This is a genomic window from Dokdonella sp. (assembly GCF_036518555.1).
In the GTDB taxonomy this organism is placed as follows: Bacteria; Pseudomonadota; Gammaproteobacteria; order Xanthomonadales; family Rhodanobacteraceae; genus Dokdonella_A.
The window spans coordinates 29,382-45,961 of record NZ_DATDMY010000149.1 but is presented as its reverse complement, the minus strand read 5'-3'; the positions used below and the strand labels follow the sequence as shown (position 1 = coordinate 45,961).

The window sequence follows — 16,580 nt, the reverse complement described above, 5'->3', positions numbered from 1 at the left end:
CGCGCGCGGATCACGCGTCCGGCAGCGATCGCCTCGCCGAGGTCGCGGCCACGCTCGGCTGGCCGGACGACGCGATCGTGGTGAACCTGCAGGGCGACGAGCCGCTCGCGCCGGCGAGCGGCATCCGCGCGGTCGCGCAGGCCCTGGTCGACGACGATGCGCCGATGGCGACGCTCGCGACGCCGCTCGCGGGCATCGACGAATTGTTCGATCCCCATTGCGTCAAGCTCGTGCGTCGTTGCGACGGCCGCGCGCTCTATTTCAGCCGCGCGCCGCTGCCGTGGCCGCGCGATGCGTTCGCGCGTGGCCGCGACGCGCTGCCGCCCGACGTCGCCTTCCTGCGCCACATCGGCATCTATGCCTACCGTGCGGGCTTCCTGCGCCGATTCGCCGCGCTCGCGCCGACGCCGCTCGAACGCTGCGAATCGCTCGAACAGCTGCGCGCGCTCGAGCACGGCCACGCGATCGCCGTGCGCATCGCGCCCGAGCCGTTTCCCCCCGGCGTCGACACCGCCGAGGATCTCGCACGCATCGAGGGCCTGCTTGCGCGCGGCTGAGGAACCGGGCAGTGGGCGCGAGCGGCAGCTCCGGCAGTCCTGGGCACGGCCTCCGTGCTCGCGCGGCTGATTGATTCCGCCGGCGCGTAGTGGCATGGTTCCGCTCGCTTCGCTGAGAGGGATTTCCGGCGCGAGTCGATGGACAATCAAGAGCAACACCGGGTCCTCTTCATCTGCATGGGCAACATCTGCCGTTCGCCGACGGTCGAGGGCATCGCACGGGTCGAATTCGCCCGCGCCGGCCTCGATGCGCTGCTCGATTCGGCCGGCACCGAGGACTATCACGTCGGAGAGCCGCCCGACGAGCGCGCAATCCGCGCCGCGGCGGCGCACGGTTACGACATCGCGGACCTGCGCGCACGCCAGGTCACCAGTGCGGATTTCGAGGCGTTCGATCTCGTGTTCGCGATGGACCGCATGAACCTGCTCGCGCTGCAGCGCTTCCATCGCGGCCTCGGCGTCGCGCCGGAGCTGTTCCTCGTCGATACCGAACTGCCCGATCCGTATTACGGCACCGCGCGCGACTTCGATCGCGTCGTCCAACTCGCGCGCAAGGGCGTGGACGCGCTCATTCGTCGCCTGCACGCGCCCGGGGAGCGCCGTGCCTGACATGGACGAGCGCCGAGCGGCGACGCCGCTGCCCCCCGACCTCGAATGGGTCAACACCGACGTGGCGCCGTGCCTCGACGCGTCGCGCGGGCGCGTAGTGCTGCTGTGGTTCTGGAGCTACGACAACGTCAACAGCTGGAACCTCATGCCGCTCGTGCGAAGGCTCGAGGATTCGCACCACGACGGCCTCGTCGTGATCGGCGTCCATTGCCCGAAGTTTCCGCGCCAGCGCGACGGCGACGCGTTGCTGCGTGCGGTGAACCGGCATCGCCTGCGCCACCCCATCGCGAACGATCGCGACTTCCGCGTCTGGCGGGACTACGCGATCCAGGCATGGCCGAGCATCGCGCTCGTCGACGCTGCCGGCCGGCTCGCCGCGGTGTACGCGGGGGAGGGCAGGAGCGCGGAGATCGAGGCGCACGTCGGCGCCTTGCTCGACGAAGCCGCCGCGCACGATTTGCGCGTGTACGAGCCGGCCGAGGCGGTCGCACGGCCCGAGCCGCGCGCGGTGCTCGCGTTCCCGGCCGGCTTGCTCGTCGACGAGCAGCGCCTGTTCGTCGCCGACAGCGGCCACGATCGCGTGCTCGAGTGCAGCCACGACGGCCGCGTGCTGCGTGCGTTCGGCAGCGGCAACGCCGGCCACGCCGACGGCGTCGCCTCCCTCGCGTGCTTCCGGCAGCCTCACGGCCTCGCGCGCAAGGGGCAGGCGCTTTACGTCGCGGACACCGGCAACCATTGCGTGCGGCGCGTCGATCTGGTCAGTGGCGAAGTCGACACGGTGCTGGGCACGGCGCGCGCGGGTCGCGCGCGGCCCGTCGCGGCGGACGCGCCCGTTACGGCGCTGAATACGCCGATCGGACTCGCGGTGATCGGCGACGACCTGTTCGTCGCGATCGCCGGGCAGCACCAGGTCTGGCGCTTCGACCTCGCGACGCGCCTCGTCTCGGTCCTCGCGGGCACCGGCGATCTCGGCCTCGTCGACGGCAGCGGCAGCGAGGCCGCGTTCGCCCAGCCGAGCGGGCTCGCTGCCGTCGGCCGCGAACTCGTGGTCGCCGACGCGGCGTCGTCGGCGATCCGCGCCGTCGACGTCGACACCGGTCGCGTCGCCACCGTGGTCGGGCACGGCCTGTACGCGTACGGCGACGCGAGCGGAACCCGTGCCGAGTCGCGCTTGCAGTACCCGCTCGCGGTCGCGATCGATCCGCGCGGGCTGATCTACGTCGCCGACAGCTGCAATGACGCCGTGCGGCTCGTGAGCCGGCGCAGCGGCGAGACGCGCCCGCTGCGCATGACGCACCCGTTGCGCGAGCCGCACGCGCTCGGCGTCGCGCGCAACACGCTGTTCATCGCCAACACGAACCAGCACGAGATCGTCGCGATCGATCTCGGCAGCGGCGCCTTGCGGCGCGTGCCGGTCGGAGAGACCTGACGGCGCGGGCGGCACGGATGGTCGGATCCCGACCTTCCCAATACACTCGTGCCATGTCATCGGGTTCCACTGCGCCGTTCGACGGCAAGATCTTCGTCCGTACCCTGACCGGCGCGCCCGGCGTCTATCGCATGTTCGACGCCGACGACGAGCTGCTTTACGTCGGCAAGGCCGGCAACCTCAAGAAGCGCGTCGGCAGCTACTTCCTCAAGCCGAAGATGGATCCACGCATCGCCGCGATGGTGGGCCAGATCGCGCGGATGGAAACCACGGTCACGCGCACCGAGGCCGAGGCGCTGCTGCTCGAGGCGCAGCTGATCAAGAGCCTCAAGCCGCGCTACAACATCGTCCTGCGCGACGACAAGAGCTACCCGTACATCCACCTCACGGCGGATCCCGCGCGCGCGGCGCTCGACGCCTCGGCGCCGCCGTCCGAACGCTTCCCGCGGCTCGCGTTCCATCGCGGCGCACGCAGCGGCAAAGGCCGCTATTTCGGGCCGTTCCCGAGCGCGGGCGCGGTGCGCGAGAGCCTGGACCTGATCCAGAAGCTGTTCCGCATCCGCAACTGCGAGGACAGCTATTTCCGCAACCGCTCGCGTCCGTGCCTGCAGCACCAGATCGGCCGCTGCACCGCGCCGTGCGTCGGCCTCGTGGCGCCGGAGGACTATGCCGCCGACGTGCGCCACGCCGAGATGTTCCTCGACGGGCGCGCCGGTGCGGTCATGGACGAACTCGTCGCGACGATGGAGCGGCTCAGCGCCGACCTCGCCTTCGAGCGCGCCGCGGTCGTGCGCGACCAGATCGCGGCGGTCAAGCGCGTGCAGGCGCGCCACTACGTGCAAGGCGCGAGCGCGGACATGGACGTGATCGCGTGCGCGATCCGCGGCGGCATCGCGTGCGTCAGCGTGCTGTTCTTCCGCAACGGGGTCAGCCTCGGCTCGCGTGATTTCTTCCCGCGCCTCGCCGGCGCGACCGACGAGGCGGCGATCCTCGGCTCCTTCATCGCGCAGTACTACCTCGAGCGACCCGTGCCGGCGGAACTGATCGTGAGCCACGCACCCGAGGATGCCGCGCCGCTCGCGGAGGCGCTTGCGGGGCATGCGGGCCACGCGGTCGAGATCAAGGCGAACGTGCGCAGCGACCGCGCACGCTTCCTCGACCTCGCGCGGCGCAATGCCGACGCGGCGCTCGCGTCGCGCCTCGCGAGCCGGCAGACGCTGCTCGCCCGGTTCGAGGCGCTTCGCGACCTGCTCGCGCTCGACGAGACGCCGCAACGCATCGAGTGCTTCGACATCAGCCATACGATGGGCGAGGCGACCGTCGCGTCGTGCGTCGTGTTCGGACCGGAAGGGCCCGAGAAATCGCAGTACCGCCGCTTCAACATCACCGGCATCACGCCCGGCGACGACTATGCGGCGATGCGCCAGGCGCTGCAGCGTCGTTTCCGGCGCGAATCGGCCGCGGCATCGGCGGCGCTCGCGCAGGAGCCGGCGGCTGCCGACGCGCAGGACACGGACGCCGTGGCTGCACCCGCGCCGGTGAAGCCGCCGCTCATGGCGCGCCTGCCGGACCTGCTCCTCATCGACGGTGGCAAGGGCCAACTGCAGCAGGCACTCGACGTGCTCAACGAGCTCGGGCTCGAAGGCGTGCCCGTGGTCGGCGTCGCCAAGGGCGAGGCGCGCCGCGCGGGCGACGAAACCTTGATCGTGGGCCGTTCCGGCCGCACGCTGTTCCCGGGCCCGGAGTCACCTGCATCGCATCTCGTGCAGGCAGTGCGCGACGAAGCGCACCGGTTCGCGATCACCGGTCACCGCGGCCGCCGCGAGAAGGCCCGCGAAGCGAGTACGCTGGAGGAGATCGCCGGCGTCGGCGCGCGTCGTCGTGCGGCCCTGCTCAAGCACTTCGGCGGCCTCGGCGGGCTTTCGAAGGCCGGCATCGAGGAACTCATGCAGGTCAGCGGGATCAGTAGACAGCTGGCCGAACGCATTTACGCGACCTTCCACGGATGACACCACCCGATCGAACGATGCACATCACGATCCCGACCGCGCTGACGCTGTTCCGCATCCTGTTGCTGCCGGTGATGGTGATCGCGTTCTACGCGCCGTTCCGCGGCGCCAACGTCGCCGCCGCGCTCATCTTCATCGCCGCGGCGATCACCGACTGGCTCGACGGCTGGGTCGCCCGGCGCTGGAACATGGGTTCGGCGTTCGGCGCGTTCCTCGATCCGGTCGCCGACAAGCTCATGGTCGCGATCACGCTGTTCCTGCTCGTGCAGGAGAACCCGACGCCGTTGATGGCGGTCACGAGCGCGGTCATCGTCGGGCGCGAGATCAGCATCTCGGCGTTGCGCGAGTGGATGGCCGAGATCGGGCAGCGCGCGACCGTGCGCGTCGCGGCGGTCGGCAAGTTCAAGACCGTGATGCAGATCGTCGCGATCGTCGTGCTGCTCTACCAGCACGACCTCGAAGGCTTGCGCCTGTTCCACGTCGGCGAATCGCTGCTCGTGCTCGCCGCGGGCCTCACGATCTGGTCGGGGTTGCAATACGTGCGGGCGGCGTGGCCGATCCTGCGCCAGCAACGCTGATCTGCGAAGTGGTCGACGGGAAGCGGCCAGTCGGCCGCTCTCGCCATCGCGATCGTGAATCACCGCGGAGCAATGCTTGACAGCTGCGCGTCAAACCGTATTATGCGCGTCCCACGCGGGAATAGCTCAGTTGGTAGAGCACGACCTTGCCAAGGTCGGGGTCGCGAGTTCGAGTCTCGTTTCCCGCTCCAGATCGTCGATGAAACCCCGGCACGCCGGGGTTTCGTTTTTCTGCCGGACGTCGCAAGATGTCCGGCATGCGCGATGCGCAACAGCCACGGCTTGGTGGCAGAGTGGTCATGCAGCGGACTGCAAATCCGCGTACGCCGGTTCGATTCCGACCCAAGCCTCCATCTGCCGACGCCGAGTGCGAGGCAGCGGCAAGAAGCCCGCAGCGATGCGGGTTTTTTCATGCCCGAAATCTCTGGGTGCGCGCGAAGGAAGATGATCGCGCTGCCGCATCGCGCGCGATCCGCGCGCGCAGGCGCTACCATCGCCGCGTGCGCTGCCCGGATGGCGAAATCGGTAGCCGCAAGGGACTTAAAATCCCTCGACCGCAAGGTCATCCCGGTTCGAGTCCGGGTCCGGGCACCAGCACGTTCCGAGATGCAGGCTGGACGGGATAATCCGACGCACGAGCAGTGCATCGTACGTGCGCTTGCGCGACTCCCCTGCGCCGCCTTTCCCAGCGGGTTCCTGCGGTCATCTTTCGCTTCGATCGTCCTCGAGCGCCCGCTCGTCGGGCCGGGGTCCACGGAGAAATCGTGGGCGTTCCCGCCGCGATCGGTGTATGGTGTATAGGCCCGCCGTCCCCGCGCGAGGGGCGATTCCTCCCTTGCCGCAGCACGGCGATCGCCCATCCGGTCGTGCGTTGCGCATCATCTGCTGGAGCGGCAATGCGTGCTCACGTTCCCCAGTTCCAGTTCCGCCTGGGGCATGGACTATCGATCGGACCGGCTGCGTTGAAGCGGCTGTGGTCGACTGCCTGCGGGTGCAGCGACGTGACGGTCTCGCGAGAGGCGACGCGCGGGCGCAACGAGGGTGCCGTCGGTTACCGTTATTCCCTGTCCGGTCCTCCTGACCGGTTCGACCTCGCCGCGGTCGAGGCCCGCCTGCTGGCGATCCTCGAGGCGAGGTTTCCCGGGACGCGCATCTCCCTGTTCCGGCTCGACGGCGTTCCTCGCCCTAAGTGACGTCTGTCCGCGTCCTTTCCTTTCGCGCGTGCTGCACGCGTGTTCGTCGTCGCGTTCGTGCGGAACGATCGCGATGTCGCGCCGTGGGTCCGGCGCATCAATGACATTCAACAGGAGCACATCATGATCACATTGGACGTCCGCGGCTTGCCCAAGTCGATGACCGATGCTTCGCTGCATTCGCTTTTTGCGCAACACGGCCGCGTGTTCGGCCTGCGCCTCGCGCGCGACCTGTTCAGCGGCGAATGCCGAGGATTCGCGGAACTGAAGATGGAAGGCCACGAGGCTCGCAATGCGCTCGCCGCGCTGAATGGGTCCGTGCAGGATGGCGCGACGATCCGCGTGGCCTTGCACGACGAGCGCAAGCGTCCGGGCCGCCGCTGATTCCCCAGCCGACGCGCCGCGCACGTCGCCCCGCACGTGTGGCTGACGCCATGGCTTCACGGACCGGGAAACGCGGGCAGGGCTCCACCGACACCAGGGGGCCCTGAGGCGCGAACCGGCTCATTCCGAACCGGGTCGGATGCGGGTCGCGCCCGCGCGGAGCCGAGATTCGGATGCACCGTTCGCTGCGGCGTCTTTCCGCTTTCGCGCGGGGACAGGCCTCGGGCGAACGCGACGGCCGTATCAGCCCGCGCGCTTGCGACCTTTGGCAGGGGCCTGTGCTTCCTCGAGCCTGCGCATCGCTTCCCTCTTGCCGATCGTGCGCAATGCCGCGATCGCGGCGACCTGGTTCGGGCGCGGCGTGGTCTTGCCGTGTTCCCAGTTGTACACCGACTGCATGCTCGCACCGAGCAGCGTGGCGAGCTGGTCGGCCGAGAGGCCGAGGCGCGCGCGCAGCGACTTGAAACCCTTGGCCGAGAAACGGTTCCTGACGTCGCCTTCGCCGCCGTCCGCGTCGGTTTCGGCCACTACCGATGCGCGCTTGGCCAGCTGCTTGTTCTGCCGCTGCAAGGTGGCGATCTCACGCTTGAGCGCGGCGATGTCGCGTCGATGGGCCGCGCTCGACTTTCGCAGCGCACCGACTTCACCGCGGATTTCCTTGCGGGCGAGGCGCGCGATCTCCGCTTTCAGGAACGTGGCGATATTGGGCATCTTGGAATCTCAGGGAGGGGGAAATTGCGGCGACTAGCATATCCGCAACAGCCTAAATCGCGAAAATGCACGCGGCCTCGCATCCAGACCGCCGCCTGCGGCGCGCGGATGATCGTCCATCGCCCGCCGTTCTTCGACCGGTCCGGAACGCATTGCAGCGTCGCCACGACCGATCATCCGCCGAAATCGACCTGTGAGCGGGTCGACAGGTCGAATGTGGCCCCGCGCACCGTTCGGACTCGTTTAGTCCGGCTAGAGTCGCGCGGGTCCGCCGCGGCGGCCATCGCATGGTACTGGGGAGAGAGGAAGATCACATGCTGACAGCAAGGAAGGTCCGCGGGCTCCTGCGCCTCGCGGTCATGCTCGTGTATGCGGCAGCGTCCGCGACCCTCGCGCACGCTGCGTCGCCGCGACCCGATGCGATGTTGCACGACGGCTTCGACGGCACCGCCGCCGGACCGACCGACGATGCGGACGCATCGCGCTTCCTCGCGCAGGCGACCTTCGGGCCGACCGATGCCGACATCGCGCATCTGCGCGCGATCGGCTACCAGGCCTGGCTCGACGAACAGTTCGCCGCGCCGCCGACGCTCGAGATGACCTATCTCGACTGGGTCGGCAACACGCTGCATGAGCAGGTCGGCCATCAGAACCGGCGCGAGGCGTGGTTCCTTGCCGCGCTCGGCGGGCCGGACCCGGCCAACAATGCGATCGTCCACACCGACCAGTTGCGCCAGCGCATCGCGTTCGCGCTGAGCGAGATCCTCGTCGTCTCCGATCAGAACGCCCAGCTCGCGGAGTTCCCGTCGAGCATCGCGTATTACTACGACATCCTCGTCGCCCACGCGTTCGGCAACTACCGCACGCTGCTCGAGCAGGTGACGTTGAGCCCCGCCATGGGCACCTACCTCAACATGCGCGGCAACCAGCGCGCCGATCCCACGCGCAACATCCACCCGGACGAGAACTACGCGCGCGAGATCAACCAGCTGTTCAGCATCGGGCTGGTCATGCTCAACGCGGACGGCACGCCGAAGCTCGACGGTTCGGGCCATCCGATCCCGACCTATTCGCAGGCGACGATCTCCGCCTTCGCGCACGTGTTCACCGGCTGGAACTGGTACGACTGCGACAACAACGGCTTCGACAACTTCACCGATTGCGGGCCCGACTACACGACCGGCGAGAACTGGCTCCATCCGATGGTGCCGTACGACCAGCCGAACCAGCCCAACAACGGCGATCCGAGCTACCACGACAACGGCACCGGGCCGAACGACCTCCATGCGAAGCAGCTGCTGGTCTACCCGGGTGTCCAGGCGGGCGGCGTGCTTGCCGACGGCGGCTCGGCGGCGAGCGACCTTCAGTTCGCGCTCGACAACATCTACGGCCATCCGAACGTCGGGCCGTTCATCGCGAAGCAGCTGATCCAGCGCCTCGTCACGAGCAACCCCAGCCCGGCGTACGTCAAGCGCGTCGCCGACGTGTTCAACGCGAACCGCGCGAGCCCGAACCAGTTGCGCGCGGTCGCACAGGCGATCCTGCTCGATCCGGAAGCGCGCTATGGCCACCTGTACAGCGACAAGTACGGCAAGCTGCGCGAGCCGCTGCTTGCACTGACCCATTTCTGGCGCGCGATGGACGCGCGCCACACCTGCGGCCGCGATTTCAACCAGGGCGGCATCCAGAACCACTACGCGAACCAGCCTTACCGCTACGCGGGTTACGTGACCGCATGGGGCACCGACGACGACCAGTACGGATCGGGCATCGCGCAGGCGCCGATGAATGCGTTCTCGGTGTTCAACTTCTTCAAGCCGAGCTACCTCCCACCCGGCGAGATGACCGCAGGCAACCTGGTCGGACCGGAGTTCCAGCTGCAGACCGAAAGCGTGATCGCCAATACCGTCAACAGCGTGGAGGGTCGCTCGTTCTACTTCGACATCGCGCAGGTGTGCGACGCGGGCGACGACTTCGGCGAAGTGAAAGTCAACCATGCGAAGGATCTCGCGCTCGCGGGCAGCGGCAGCGGCGGAGCGGCCGACCCGGCCGATCGCCTCGTCGACGCGTACAGCAAGCGCTTCATGTCCGGGCAGATGTCGCCGTTCATGCGCGAGACGCTGCTGGCGTACCTCAACCGCATCGATTCGAGCTGGACCGAAGGCGTGAGCGACTGGCGGCTGTGGCGCATCCACACCGCGCTGTACCTCATCTTCAATTCGCCCGAATACATGGTCCAGAAATAGGAGCCGACATGCGTCCCGATCGTCGCAAGTTCATCCGGGAAACGATCTGCGCCGCGCTCGGCGGTGCGAGCCTGTACTCCGCATTCGGCGGCCTGAAGCTCGTGCAGGCCGCCGCCGGCCGCGGCGGCTACACGTTCCCCGACTACAAGGCGCTCGTCTGCGTCTTCCTGTACGGCGGCAACGACAGTTTCAACACGGTCGTGCCGATTTCCGGCACCGCGCGCACGAACTACCAGCTCGTGCGGCCGAACCTCGCGTTGCCCGCGGCAGGGCTGCACGCGCTGAACGCGCCTGCGAGCGGCGCAGGCAGCCCTGGCGACGGCAGCAGCTACGGACTGCACGCATCGATGCCGGAACTCGCCGCGCTGTTCAACGCGAACCATGCGGCGGTCGTCGCCAACGTGGGCGCGCTCGTGCGGCCGACCACGAAAGCCGAATACCAGGGCGGCGCCGCGGTACTGCCGCCACAACTGTTCTCGCATGCGGACCAGGCTGCGTACTGGCAGTCGTCTCCGCCGTCGAACGCGCCGGTGACGGGCTGGGGCGGTCGCATCGCCGATCTCGTCGAAAGCGCCAATCCGCCCGACATCCCGATCCTCACCTCGCTCGGTGGCCAGGACGCGTTCGTGCGCGGCGAATCCGTCGCCGGCTACGTGATGAACTCGTATGGCCCGAACGTGATCGACTTCCCGTACGAGCTCAGCGGCGACAATGCGTTGCGCGGCGCGTTCGACGCGCTGCATGCGCAAGGCCAGGCCAATGCGCTCGAGCGCACGTTCGGCAACGCGATGCGCCATTCGGTCGCGACCGCGACCTTGCTGCAGGCGACGTTGTCCGCCGCGGGCATGCCGGACTTCGGCGGCTTCTTCACCGGCGCAGGCGAGCTCGGCGAGCAGCTCGAGACCGTCGCCAAACTGATCTGGGCCGCGAACAACGGCGTCGCCGGCTACAGCGGCCTCAAGCGGCAGGTGTTCTTCGTCACCGCGGGCGGCTACGACACGCACGGCGACCAGCTCGCGACGCAGGCAGACCTGCTCGTCGGCCTGTCGAGGGCGTTGTCGGGTTTCCATGCGGCATTGGCCTCGGTGAGCCTCGCCAACCGCGCGACCGCGTTCACCGCGTCCGACTTCGGTCGGTCGCTGTCCAACAACGAGGACGGCAGCGACCATGGCTGGGCGTCGCACCAGTTCGTCGTCGGCGGTGCCGTATCGGGCGGCAAGTTCTACGGTGACAACCTCGCGGGCACGGGCTCGGCGCAGATGCCGAGCCTCGCGCCGTCGGATCAGAACCCGAACGACGGCGGCTACGGCCAGATGATCCCGACGACCTCGGTCGAGCAGTACTCGGCGACGCTCGCGAAGTGGTTCGGGCTCAGCGACGGCGACATCGACCTGATCCTGCCGAACCTCGGCAACTTCAACACGCGCTACCTCGGTTTCGTCTGACCGCGAGCGGGAGAGTCGTGCAGCCTGCGGGCATCGGCCCGCGCGGCGCGCGCCTGGAAGACTCCGGGCGTCGCGGCCGCGCGCGGGGCGCGTTCCCGTGCAAGCCGGCCGGCCGGGCGCGCTCGCCTAGAACGCGAGCAGCCACAGCAGCGCGATATTGACCGCGAGCAACACGAGTGCGGTGGGCAGTTGCGCGCGTATCACTGCGTACTGGTCCGGCAGCTCGAGCAATACGACGGGCACGATGTTGAAATTCGCCGCCATCGGCGTCAGCAGGGTGCCGCAGTAGCCGGTGAGCATGCCGATCGAGCCGAGCACGGCCGGATGCGCACCGTGCCGCTGCACGAGCAACGGCAGCCCGATGCCGGCCATGAGCACGGGGAACGCCGCGAACGCGTTGCCCATGATCGCGGTGAACAGCACCATGCCGAGCGCGAACGCGAGCAGGCACGCGATACGGCTGTCGGTCGGAATCACCATCGCGACGAGCGATGCGATCGCGTCTCCGACGCCGGTCGCCGCGAATACGCTGCCGAGTGTCGCGAGCAGCATCGGCAGCAGCGCAGCCCAGCCGAGCGCATCGAGCAGACGATTGCCTTCCTGCAGGCCCGCACCGACACCCGCGCCGGTCACGCGCACGGCGACCGCGAAGGCGACCACGCTCGCGATGCCGAGCGCGATGAGCGTGGATTGCTTCGCTTCGAACAGCGCGCGCACGGGCGGCGGGCCATACTGGGCCGCAAGCGCGACGAGCAGCGTGACCAGCGGAATGAGCAGTGCCGGAGCGAACAGGCGGTTGCCGAGCCGGACCGCGTCGGCGCGACGCGTGTGCTCGAGCGCGGCCTCGTCGTCGGACGGACGTCGGCCGCCGAGGGCTGCCATCACGCCCAGTGCGATCACGCCGATGCCCATCGCTTGCGCGGGCCAGTGCGAGCCCTCCCTGGCCGCAGCGAGGATCGCGTCGCCCGCGAGGAACGGCAGCGAGAGTATGGCCCAGAACACGGCCATCGCACGGCGACGCGAGCGGTAGTCGAGGACGGCGCCGAACAGCAGGAACGCGCCGAGCAACAGGTAGACTGGCTCAAGCGTCAGCATCGCGCCTCCGTTCGCTGCCGCGGCGCAGGCCGCGCTGGAACCACGCGATGCGGATCGCGTGGATGGTGAACGCGGCGATCGCCGTCGGTAGTGCCCACAGGGCGATCGCCATCGGCTCGAGCGCGATCCCGTGCCCCGCGTAGAAGCCCTGGATGAGCAGCACCGCGCCGAATGCGAGGAAGACGTCCTCGCCGAAGAAGCGGCCGATGTTGTCGGTCGCGGCCGCAAGCGCGCGCACGCGGTTTCGCGTGGGTTCGTCGAGCGGCTCCTCCTGCGCGGCGGCGGCCTCGCTCATCGGTGCGAGCAGCGGCCGCACCGTCTGCGCGTGACCGGCGAGATCGATGAGGCCGAACATCGACAGCAGCTGGCGCAGGCCGAGGTACGCGACGAGCAGGCGAGGCAGCGTCAACGAGCGGAATCCGGCGATCCAGCCCCGCGCGCGCTCACGCAGCCCATGGCGTTCGAGCAGGCCGATGACGGGCAGGGTCAGCACGAACAGGAGCAGGGTGCGGTTGTTCACGAACGCGGTGCCGAGCAGATCGAGCAATTCGCCGAGCGGTTTGCCCGCGGCGATGCCGCTGACCAGCCCTGCGACGACGACGACGAGCGCCGGATTGCGGCGCAGCGCCAAACCGAGCACGACGACGGCGACGCCGAGCAGCGGCCAGTAGTTCACGAAGCGTGTCCGTTCCTGGGCGCGGGGTTCGCGATCGCGATGCCGGCGCCGCGCAGGGCCGCGTGCAGGCGATGGGCGAACCTGCCCGCATCGGCGCGGTCGCCGTGCACGCAGATCGTGTCGGCGCGCACGTGCAACGGAGCGCCGCCGCGGGTGGCGATCGGTTCGCCGCGCGCGAGCGCGAGCGCCTGCGCGACGGCTTCGTCGACGTCGTCGATGACCGCATCCGCCTCGCGTCGCGCGACGAGCGAGCCGTCGGTTTCGTAACGGCGGTCCGCGAACGCTTCGTGCGCCACGGGGAGTCCCGCGCGCTCGCCGGCGCGGGGCAACTCGCTGCCCGCGAGGCCGACGAGGCGCAACGAGCGATCGAACGCCAGCACGGCCCGCGCGATCGCCTCGGCGAGCGTCGCGTCGCGCGCGGCCATGGTGTAGAGCGCACCGTGCGGCTTGACGTGGGACAGCCGTGCACCGGCCGCGCGCGCGAATGCGGCAAGTGCGCCGATCTGGTACAGGGTCATCGCATACGCTTCGTCAGCGGATATGCGCATCTCGCGACGCCCGAACCCGGCGAGGTCGGGCAGGGACACGTGCGCGCCGAGCGCGACGTTCGCGCGCAGCGCGAGCGCGACGGTGCGCGCCATCGTTCCGGGGTCGCCCGCATGATAGCCGCAGGCGATGTTCGCCGAACTGATGTACGGCATCACGGCTTCGTCGTCACCCATGCGCCATGCGCCGAACGATTCGCCGAGGTCGCAGTTGAGGTCCATCGTGGGTCGCTTCATCGTGGGGTTCGGCCACCGTCGAGCCGTGCGGCGATCCGCGCGCACAACCGTTCGAGTTCGTCCTCGCGGGCAAGATAGCGCGTTTGCGCATCGTCGAGTTCGATCGGCGCGAACCGCACCGCGTCGCCCGGACGTCGCTGCGCGAGGCGTGGCAGGTCGATCGCGGCGACGTGACCGATGCGCGGATAACCCCCCATTGTCGGATGCTCGGCCATCAGCGCGATCGGCTGGCCCCCCGGCGGCAGCTGCACGGTCCCCGCCGCGATCGGCTCGCTGACGAGTTCGAGCGGCGCCCCGAGGCGCAGCCGCGGACCATCGAGCCGCAATCCCACGCGGTTCGAGTCGGCGGCGACACGGAACGGCTGCGCGTACAGCGCCTCGCGCGACGCGGCATCGAGCGCGTGCGCGTGCCGGCCGTGCACGAGGCGGATCGGCCGCGCGGGATCCGGGTCGAACCATGGCCGCGGATCGAGCGAGAACGCGGCGAGCGTGGCGGGTGCGCGCGCGACCGCGCGGACGCCCGCCGCGATTCCCGCTCGACCGACCTGCAGGACTTCGCCCTCGCGCAGCGGCGCGCCGCCGAGTCGCGCATTGACGTCGGTCGACGCGCTGCCGAGCACGCGGTGCGCCTCGATGCCGCCGGCGACGGCGAGGCAGGCCCAAGCGCCGCGCCGGGCACGACCGCAGTCGATCACGGTCCCCGCTTCGACGCGCAGGGATCGCCAGCCGGGTATCGGCGACGCACCCGCTTGCGCGTCGAAGTCGGCCCCGACGAGCGCGATCGTGGCCGCGCTGGTGAAGCGCAAGCGTGGCCCGACCAGACAGATCTCGAGCGCGGCGGCGGCAGGCGCGTTGCCCACGAGCGCATTCGCGAGCCGCAGCGCAACCCCGTCCATCGCGCCCGCGTGGCCGATGCCGAGCGCGGCATGCCCATGGCGGCCGCGGTCCTGCACGGTCGTCAGCAGGCCGGCGCGCACGACCTCGATGCTCATCGCGCCGCCTCGATGGCGTCGAATGCAGCGGGCGTGATCGCGTGGAAGCGAACGGCGTCGCCGGGCGAGAACAGGCACGCGGGTTCGCGTTCCGGATCGAACAGCACGAGCGGCGTGCGACCGATGAGCTGCCAGCCGCCCGGCAGTTCGGACGGATAGATCCCGGTCTGCGCACCGCCGATCGCGACCGATCCGCGCGGCACGCGCGTGCGCGGGTGAGCGCGCCTCGGCGCATGGAGCGACGCATCCAGGCCGAGCAGGTAGGGAAAGCCCGGCGCGAACCCGATCATCGCGACGCGATAGTCGCCGCCCGCGTGGCGCGCGACGAGGTCCGCGACGTCGAGTCCGAGGGTCGTCGCGAGCGCGTCGAGATCGGGGCCGTGCGCGCCGCCGTAGCAGACCGGTACGTCGATCGCGCGCGGCGTCCCGAGCGGCACCGCGGAGGCGGTGCCGAGCGCACCGCGCACCGCATCGGCGACTCGCCGCCACGGTGCGCGTGCGCCTTCGCGCCAGGCGAGCGGATCGTAGTGCAGCGCGAGACTCGCGTAAGCGGGCACGACGTCGTGCACGCCGGGCAGGGCGGCCGCGCGCAGCGCTGCGGCGGCGGCGTGTACGCACGCATTCGCTTCGGCGTCGATGCGCTCGCCGAAGCGCAGCATCAGGGCCGATTCGCCGAGCGGTTCGAGCTCGAACGGCGGCAGCGCGCGCGGCGAGCTCAAGCGAGCAGGGCGCCGAGCGCTTCGCGAAACGCGGCGACCCGCTCCGCGAGCGCCAGGGGCGCGTGGCGCACGCGTTCGCCATGGCCCCATACCGGCTGCGGCCACGCCGCATCGGTCGTGTAGCGCGCGATCACGTGGACGTGCAGCTGCGGCACGACGTTGCCGAGCGCGGCGATGTTCATCTTGTCCGGATGCAGCAGCGACTCGAGTGCGCGACCTACGCCGTCGAGCTCGGCCAGCAGGCTCGCGCGATCGGCCGGATCGAGATCGAACAGTTCGCGCGCGCCGGCGATGCGGGGCACGAGGATGAGCCAAGGAAAGCGCGCATCGTCCATCAACAGCACGCGCGACAGCAGGGCGTCGCCGATCGGGTGGGTGTCCGCGACGAGGCGGGGATCGAGCGCGAAGCTCATGCGCGCCCCGCGAGTTCGCGATCGAAGAACGCGAGCGTGCGTTCGAGCGCGAGTGAGGCGCTCGCTGCGTCGTATGCGCGCGGATCCACGCTGCGGTCGAACGCGTGGCCGGCGGGATAGGTGTGGATCACCGCATCGGGCCAGGCCGTGCGGTGGCGCTCGACCGCCTCGGGGGGAATCGACGCATCGAGGTCGCCGAAGTGGAACATCACGGGCGCGCGCAGGGCGATGCCGGTGAAGTTCACGTTGCGCGCGCCGTAGTAGCTGACCGCGGGCATGGCGAGGCGCTGCGCGGCGAGCAGCGCGACCGTGCCGCCCCAGCAATAACCGACGCAGCCGATCCTTCCGGCCGATGCGATCGCCTCGGCCGCGCTCGCGACGTCCTCGACGGCGAGGTCGAGGCCGACCTCGCCGACGAGTTCGCGGCCGCGGCGGAAGCCTTCCTCGTCGTAGTCGAGTTCCACGCCTGCCTCGACGTGGTCGAAGAAGGCCGGTGCGATCGCGACGTAGCCGTGCGTGGCGAAGCGGTCCACGACCGCGCGCACGTAGGCATTGACGCCGAAGATCTCCTGCGCGACGACGATGCCGCCCTTCGCCGCGCCCGCCGGGCGCGCGAGATAGGCGCCGATGCACTGCATGCGCGACGTATTGAGCTGGATCGACTGGCCCATGCGCGGACTCCGCCTGCGGAAAGCGCTACGTTATTTCGATCCGCGCCGGCTGCACAACCGGTCGCGCAGGA

The 16,580-nt window shown here is 69.7% G+C and carries 17 protein-coding genes and 3 tRNA genes; 12 read left to right on the top strand and 8 right to left on the bottom strand.

Annotated elements, in window-relative coordinates; genetic code table 11:
* From kdsB to VI238_RS09240, 10 genes are all read left to right on the top strand, one after another.
* Positions 1-557: 3-deoxy-manno-octulosonate cytidylyltransferase (kdsB, locus tag VI238_RS09285; RefSeq protein ID WP_331650682.1), on the top strand; the 557-nt coding region annotated here is incomplete at its 5' end.
* A 138-nt stretch (positions 558-695) separates the two neighbouring features.
* The gene (locus tag VI238_RS09280) at positions 696-1,166 is read left to right on the top strand and encodes a low molecular weight protein-tyrosine-phosphatase (RefSeq protein WP_331650680.1); all 471 of its coding nucleotides are present in this window, start codon (positions 696-698) and stop codon (positions 1,164-1,166) included.
* A gap of 1 nt (position 1,167) precedes the next feature.
* Complete coding sequence (locus tag VI238_RS09275; protein ID WP_331650678.1) at positions 1,168-2,595, top strand: thioredoxin-like domain-containing protein; 1,428 nt, start codon at positions 1,168-1,170, stop codon at positions 2,593-2,595.
* A 53-nt stretch (positions 2,596-2,648) separates the two neighbouring features.
* Positions 2,649-4,604 (top strand): excinuclease ABC subunit UvrC, encoded by a 1,956-nt coding sequence (uvrC, locus tag VI238_RS09270; RefSeq protein ID WP_331650676.1) that lies wholly within the window; start codon positions 2,649-2,651, stop codon positions 4,602-4,604.
* Between the two features lie 17 nt (positions 4,605-4,621).
* Positions 4,622-5,182 (top strand): CDP-diacylglycerol--glycerol-3-phosphate 3-phosphatidyltransferase, encoded by a 561-nt coding sequence (gene pgsA / locus VI238_RS09265; RefSeq protein WP_331650674.1) that lies wholly within the window; start codon positions 4,622-4,624, stop codon positions 5,180-5,182.
* A gap of 115 nt (positions 5,183-5,297) precedes the next feature.
* Positions 5,298-5,373 (top strand) — tRNA-Gly (locus VI238_RS09260).
* 88 nt (positions 5,374-5,461) lie between these two features.
* Positions 5,462-5,535, top strand: a tRNA-Cys gene (locus VI238_RS09255).
* A gap of 154 nt (positions 5,536-5,689) precedes the next feature.
* A tRNA-Leu gene (locus VI238_RS09250) sits at positions 5,690-5,776 on the top strand.
* Between the two features lie 407 nt (positions 5,777-6,183).
* The gene (locus tag VI238_RS09245; RefSeq protein ID WP_331650673.1) at positions 6,184-6,375 is read left to right on the top strand and encodes a hypothetical protein; all 192 of its coding nucleotides are present in this window, start codon (positions 6,184-6,186) and stop codon (positions 6,373-6,375) included.
* A 39-nt stretch (positions 6,376-6,414) separates the two neighbouring features.
* Positions 6,415-6,759, top strand: coding sequence for a hypothetical protein (locus tag VI238_RS09240; RefSeq protein WP_331650671.1), 345 nt, complete (start codon positions 6,415-6,417; stop codon positions 6,757-6,759).
* Positions 6,760-7,002: 243 nt separating this feature from the next.
* On the opposite strand, the gene VI238_RS09235 is transcribed toward VI238_RS09240, so the two are convergent.
* The gene (locus VI238_RS09235; RefSeq protein WP_331650670.1) at positions 7,003-7,470 is read right to left on the bottom strand and encodes a helix-turn-helix transcriptional regulator; all 468 of its coding nucleotides are present in this window, start codon (positions 7,468-7,470) and stop codon (positions 7,003-7,005) included.
* A 314-nt stretch (positions 7,471-7,784) separates the two neighbouring features.
* Between VI238_RS09235 and VI238_RS09230 the strand changes: the two genes are divergently transcribed.
* Both VI238_RS09230 and VI238_RS09225 read left to right on the top strand, forming a co-directional pair.
* Positions 7,785-9,716 carry a DUF1800 domain-containing protein gene (locus VI238_RS09230; RefSeq protein ID WP_331650668.1) on the top strand — a complete coding sequence of 644 codons (1,932 nt, stop codon included), beginning with the start codon at positions 7,785-7,787 and terminating at the stop codon, positions 9,714-9,716.
* A gap of 8 nt (positions 9,717-9,724) precedes the next feature.
* The gene (locus tag VI238_RS09225) at positions 9,725-11,161 is read left to right on the top strand and encodes a DUF1501 domain-containing protein (protein WP_331650666.1); all 1,437 of its coding nucleotides are present in this window, start codon (positions 9,725-9,727) and stop codon (positions 11,159-11,161) included.
* 126 nt (positions 11,162-11,287) lie between these two features.
* Here the strand turns inward: VI238_RS09225 and VI238_RS09220 are convergent, their stop codons facing one another.
* From VI238_RS09220 to VI238_RS09190, 7 genes are read right to left on the bottom strand one after another with little or no spacing between them, the layout of a single operon-like run.
* Positions 11,288-12,256, bottom strand: coding sequence for a DUF979 domain-containing protein (locus VI238_RS09220; protein ID WP_331650665.1), 969 nt, complete (start codon positions 12,254-12,256; stop codon positions 11,288-11,290).
* The gene (locus tag VI238_RS09215) at positions 12,243-12,932 is read right to left on the bottom strand and encodes a DUF969 domain-containing protein (protein ID WP_331650663.1); all 690 of its coding nucleotides are present in this window, start codon (positions 12,930-12,932) and stop codon (positions 12,243-12,245) included. Before VI238_RS09215 ends, VI238_RS09220 begins: the two co-directional genes overlap by 14 nt.
* Positions 12,929-13,714 carry a 5-oxoprolinase subunit PxpA gene (locus tag VI238_RS09210; RefSeq protein WP_331650662.1) on the bottom strand — a complete coding sequence of 262 codons (786 nt, stop codon included), beginning with the start codon at positions 13,712-13,714 and terminating at the stop codon, positions 12,929-12,931. The genes VI238_RS09215 and VI238_RS09210 overlap by 4 nt, the downstream gene beginning before the upstream one ends.
* Positions 13,711-14,706, bottom strand: coding sequence for a biotin-dependent carboxyltransferase family protein (locus VI238_RS09205; protein ID WP_331650661.1), 996 nt, complete (start codon positions 14,704-14,706; stop codon positions 13,711-13,713). Before VI238_RS09205 ends, VI238_RS09210 begins: the two co-directional genes overlap by 4 nt.
* A complete protein-coding gene (pxpB, locus tag VI238_RS09200) occupies positions 14,703-15,425 on the bottom strand; it encodes a 5-oxoprolinase subunit PxpB (protein ID WP_331650659.1) in 723 nt (240 codons plus the stop codon). Before pxpB ends, VI238_RS09205 begins: the two co-directional genes overlap by 4 nt.
* Positions 15,422-15,838 carry an HIT family protein gene (locus VI238_RS09195; RefSeq protein WP_331650657.1) on the bottom strand — a complete coding sequence of 139 codons (417 nt, stop codon included), beginning with the start codon at positions 15,836-15,838 and terminating at the stop codon, positions 15,422-15,424. Before VI238_RS09195 ends, pxpB begins: the two co-directional genes overlap by 4 nt.
* Positions 15,835-16,509 carry a dienelactone hydrolase family protein gene (locus tag VI238_RS09190; RefSeq protein ID WP_331650655.1) on the bottom strand — a complete coding sequence of 225 codons (675 nt, stop codon included), beginning with the start codon at positions 16,507-16,509 and terminating at the stop codon, positions 15,835-15,837. Before VI238_RS09190 ends, VI238_RS09195 begins: the two co-directional genes overlap by 4 nt.
* Between the last annotated feature and the right edge of the window lie 71 nt (positions 16,510-16,580).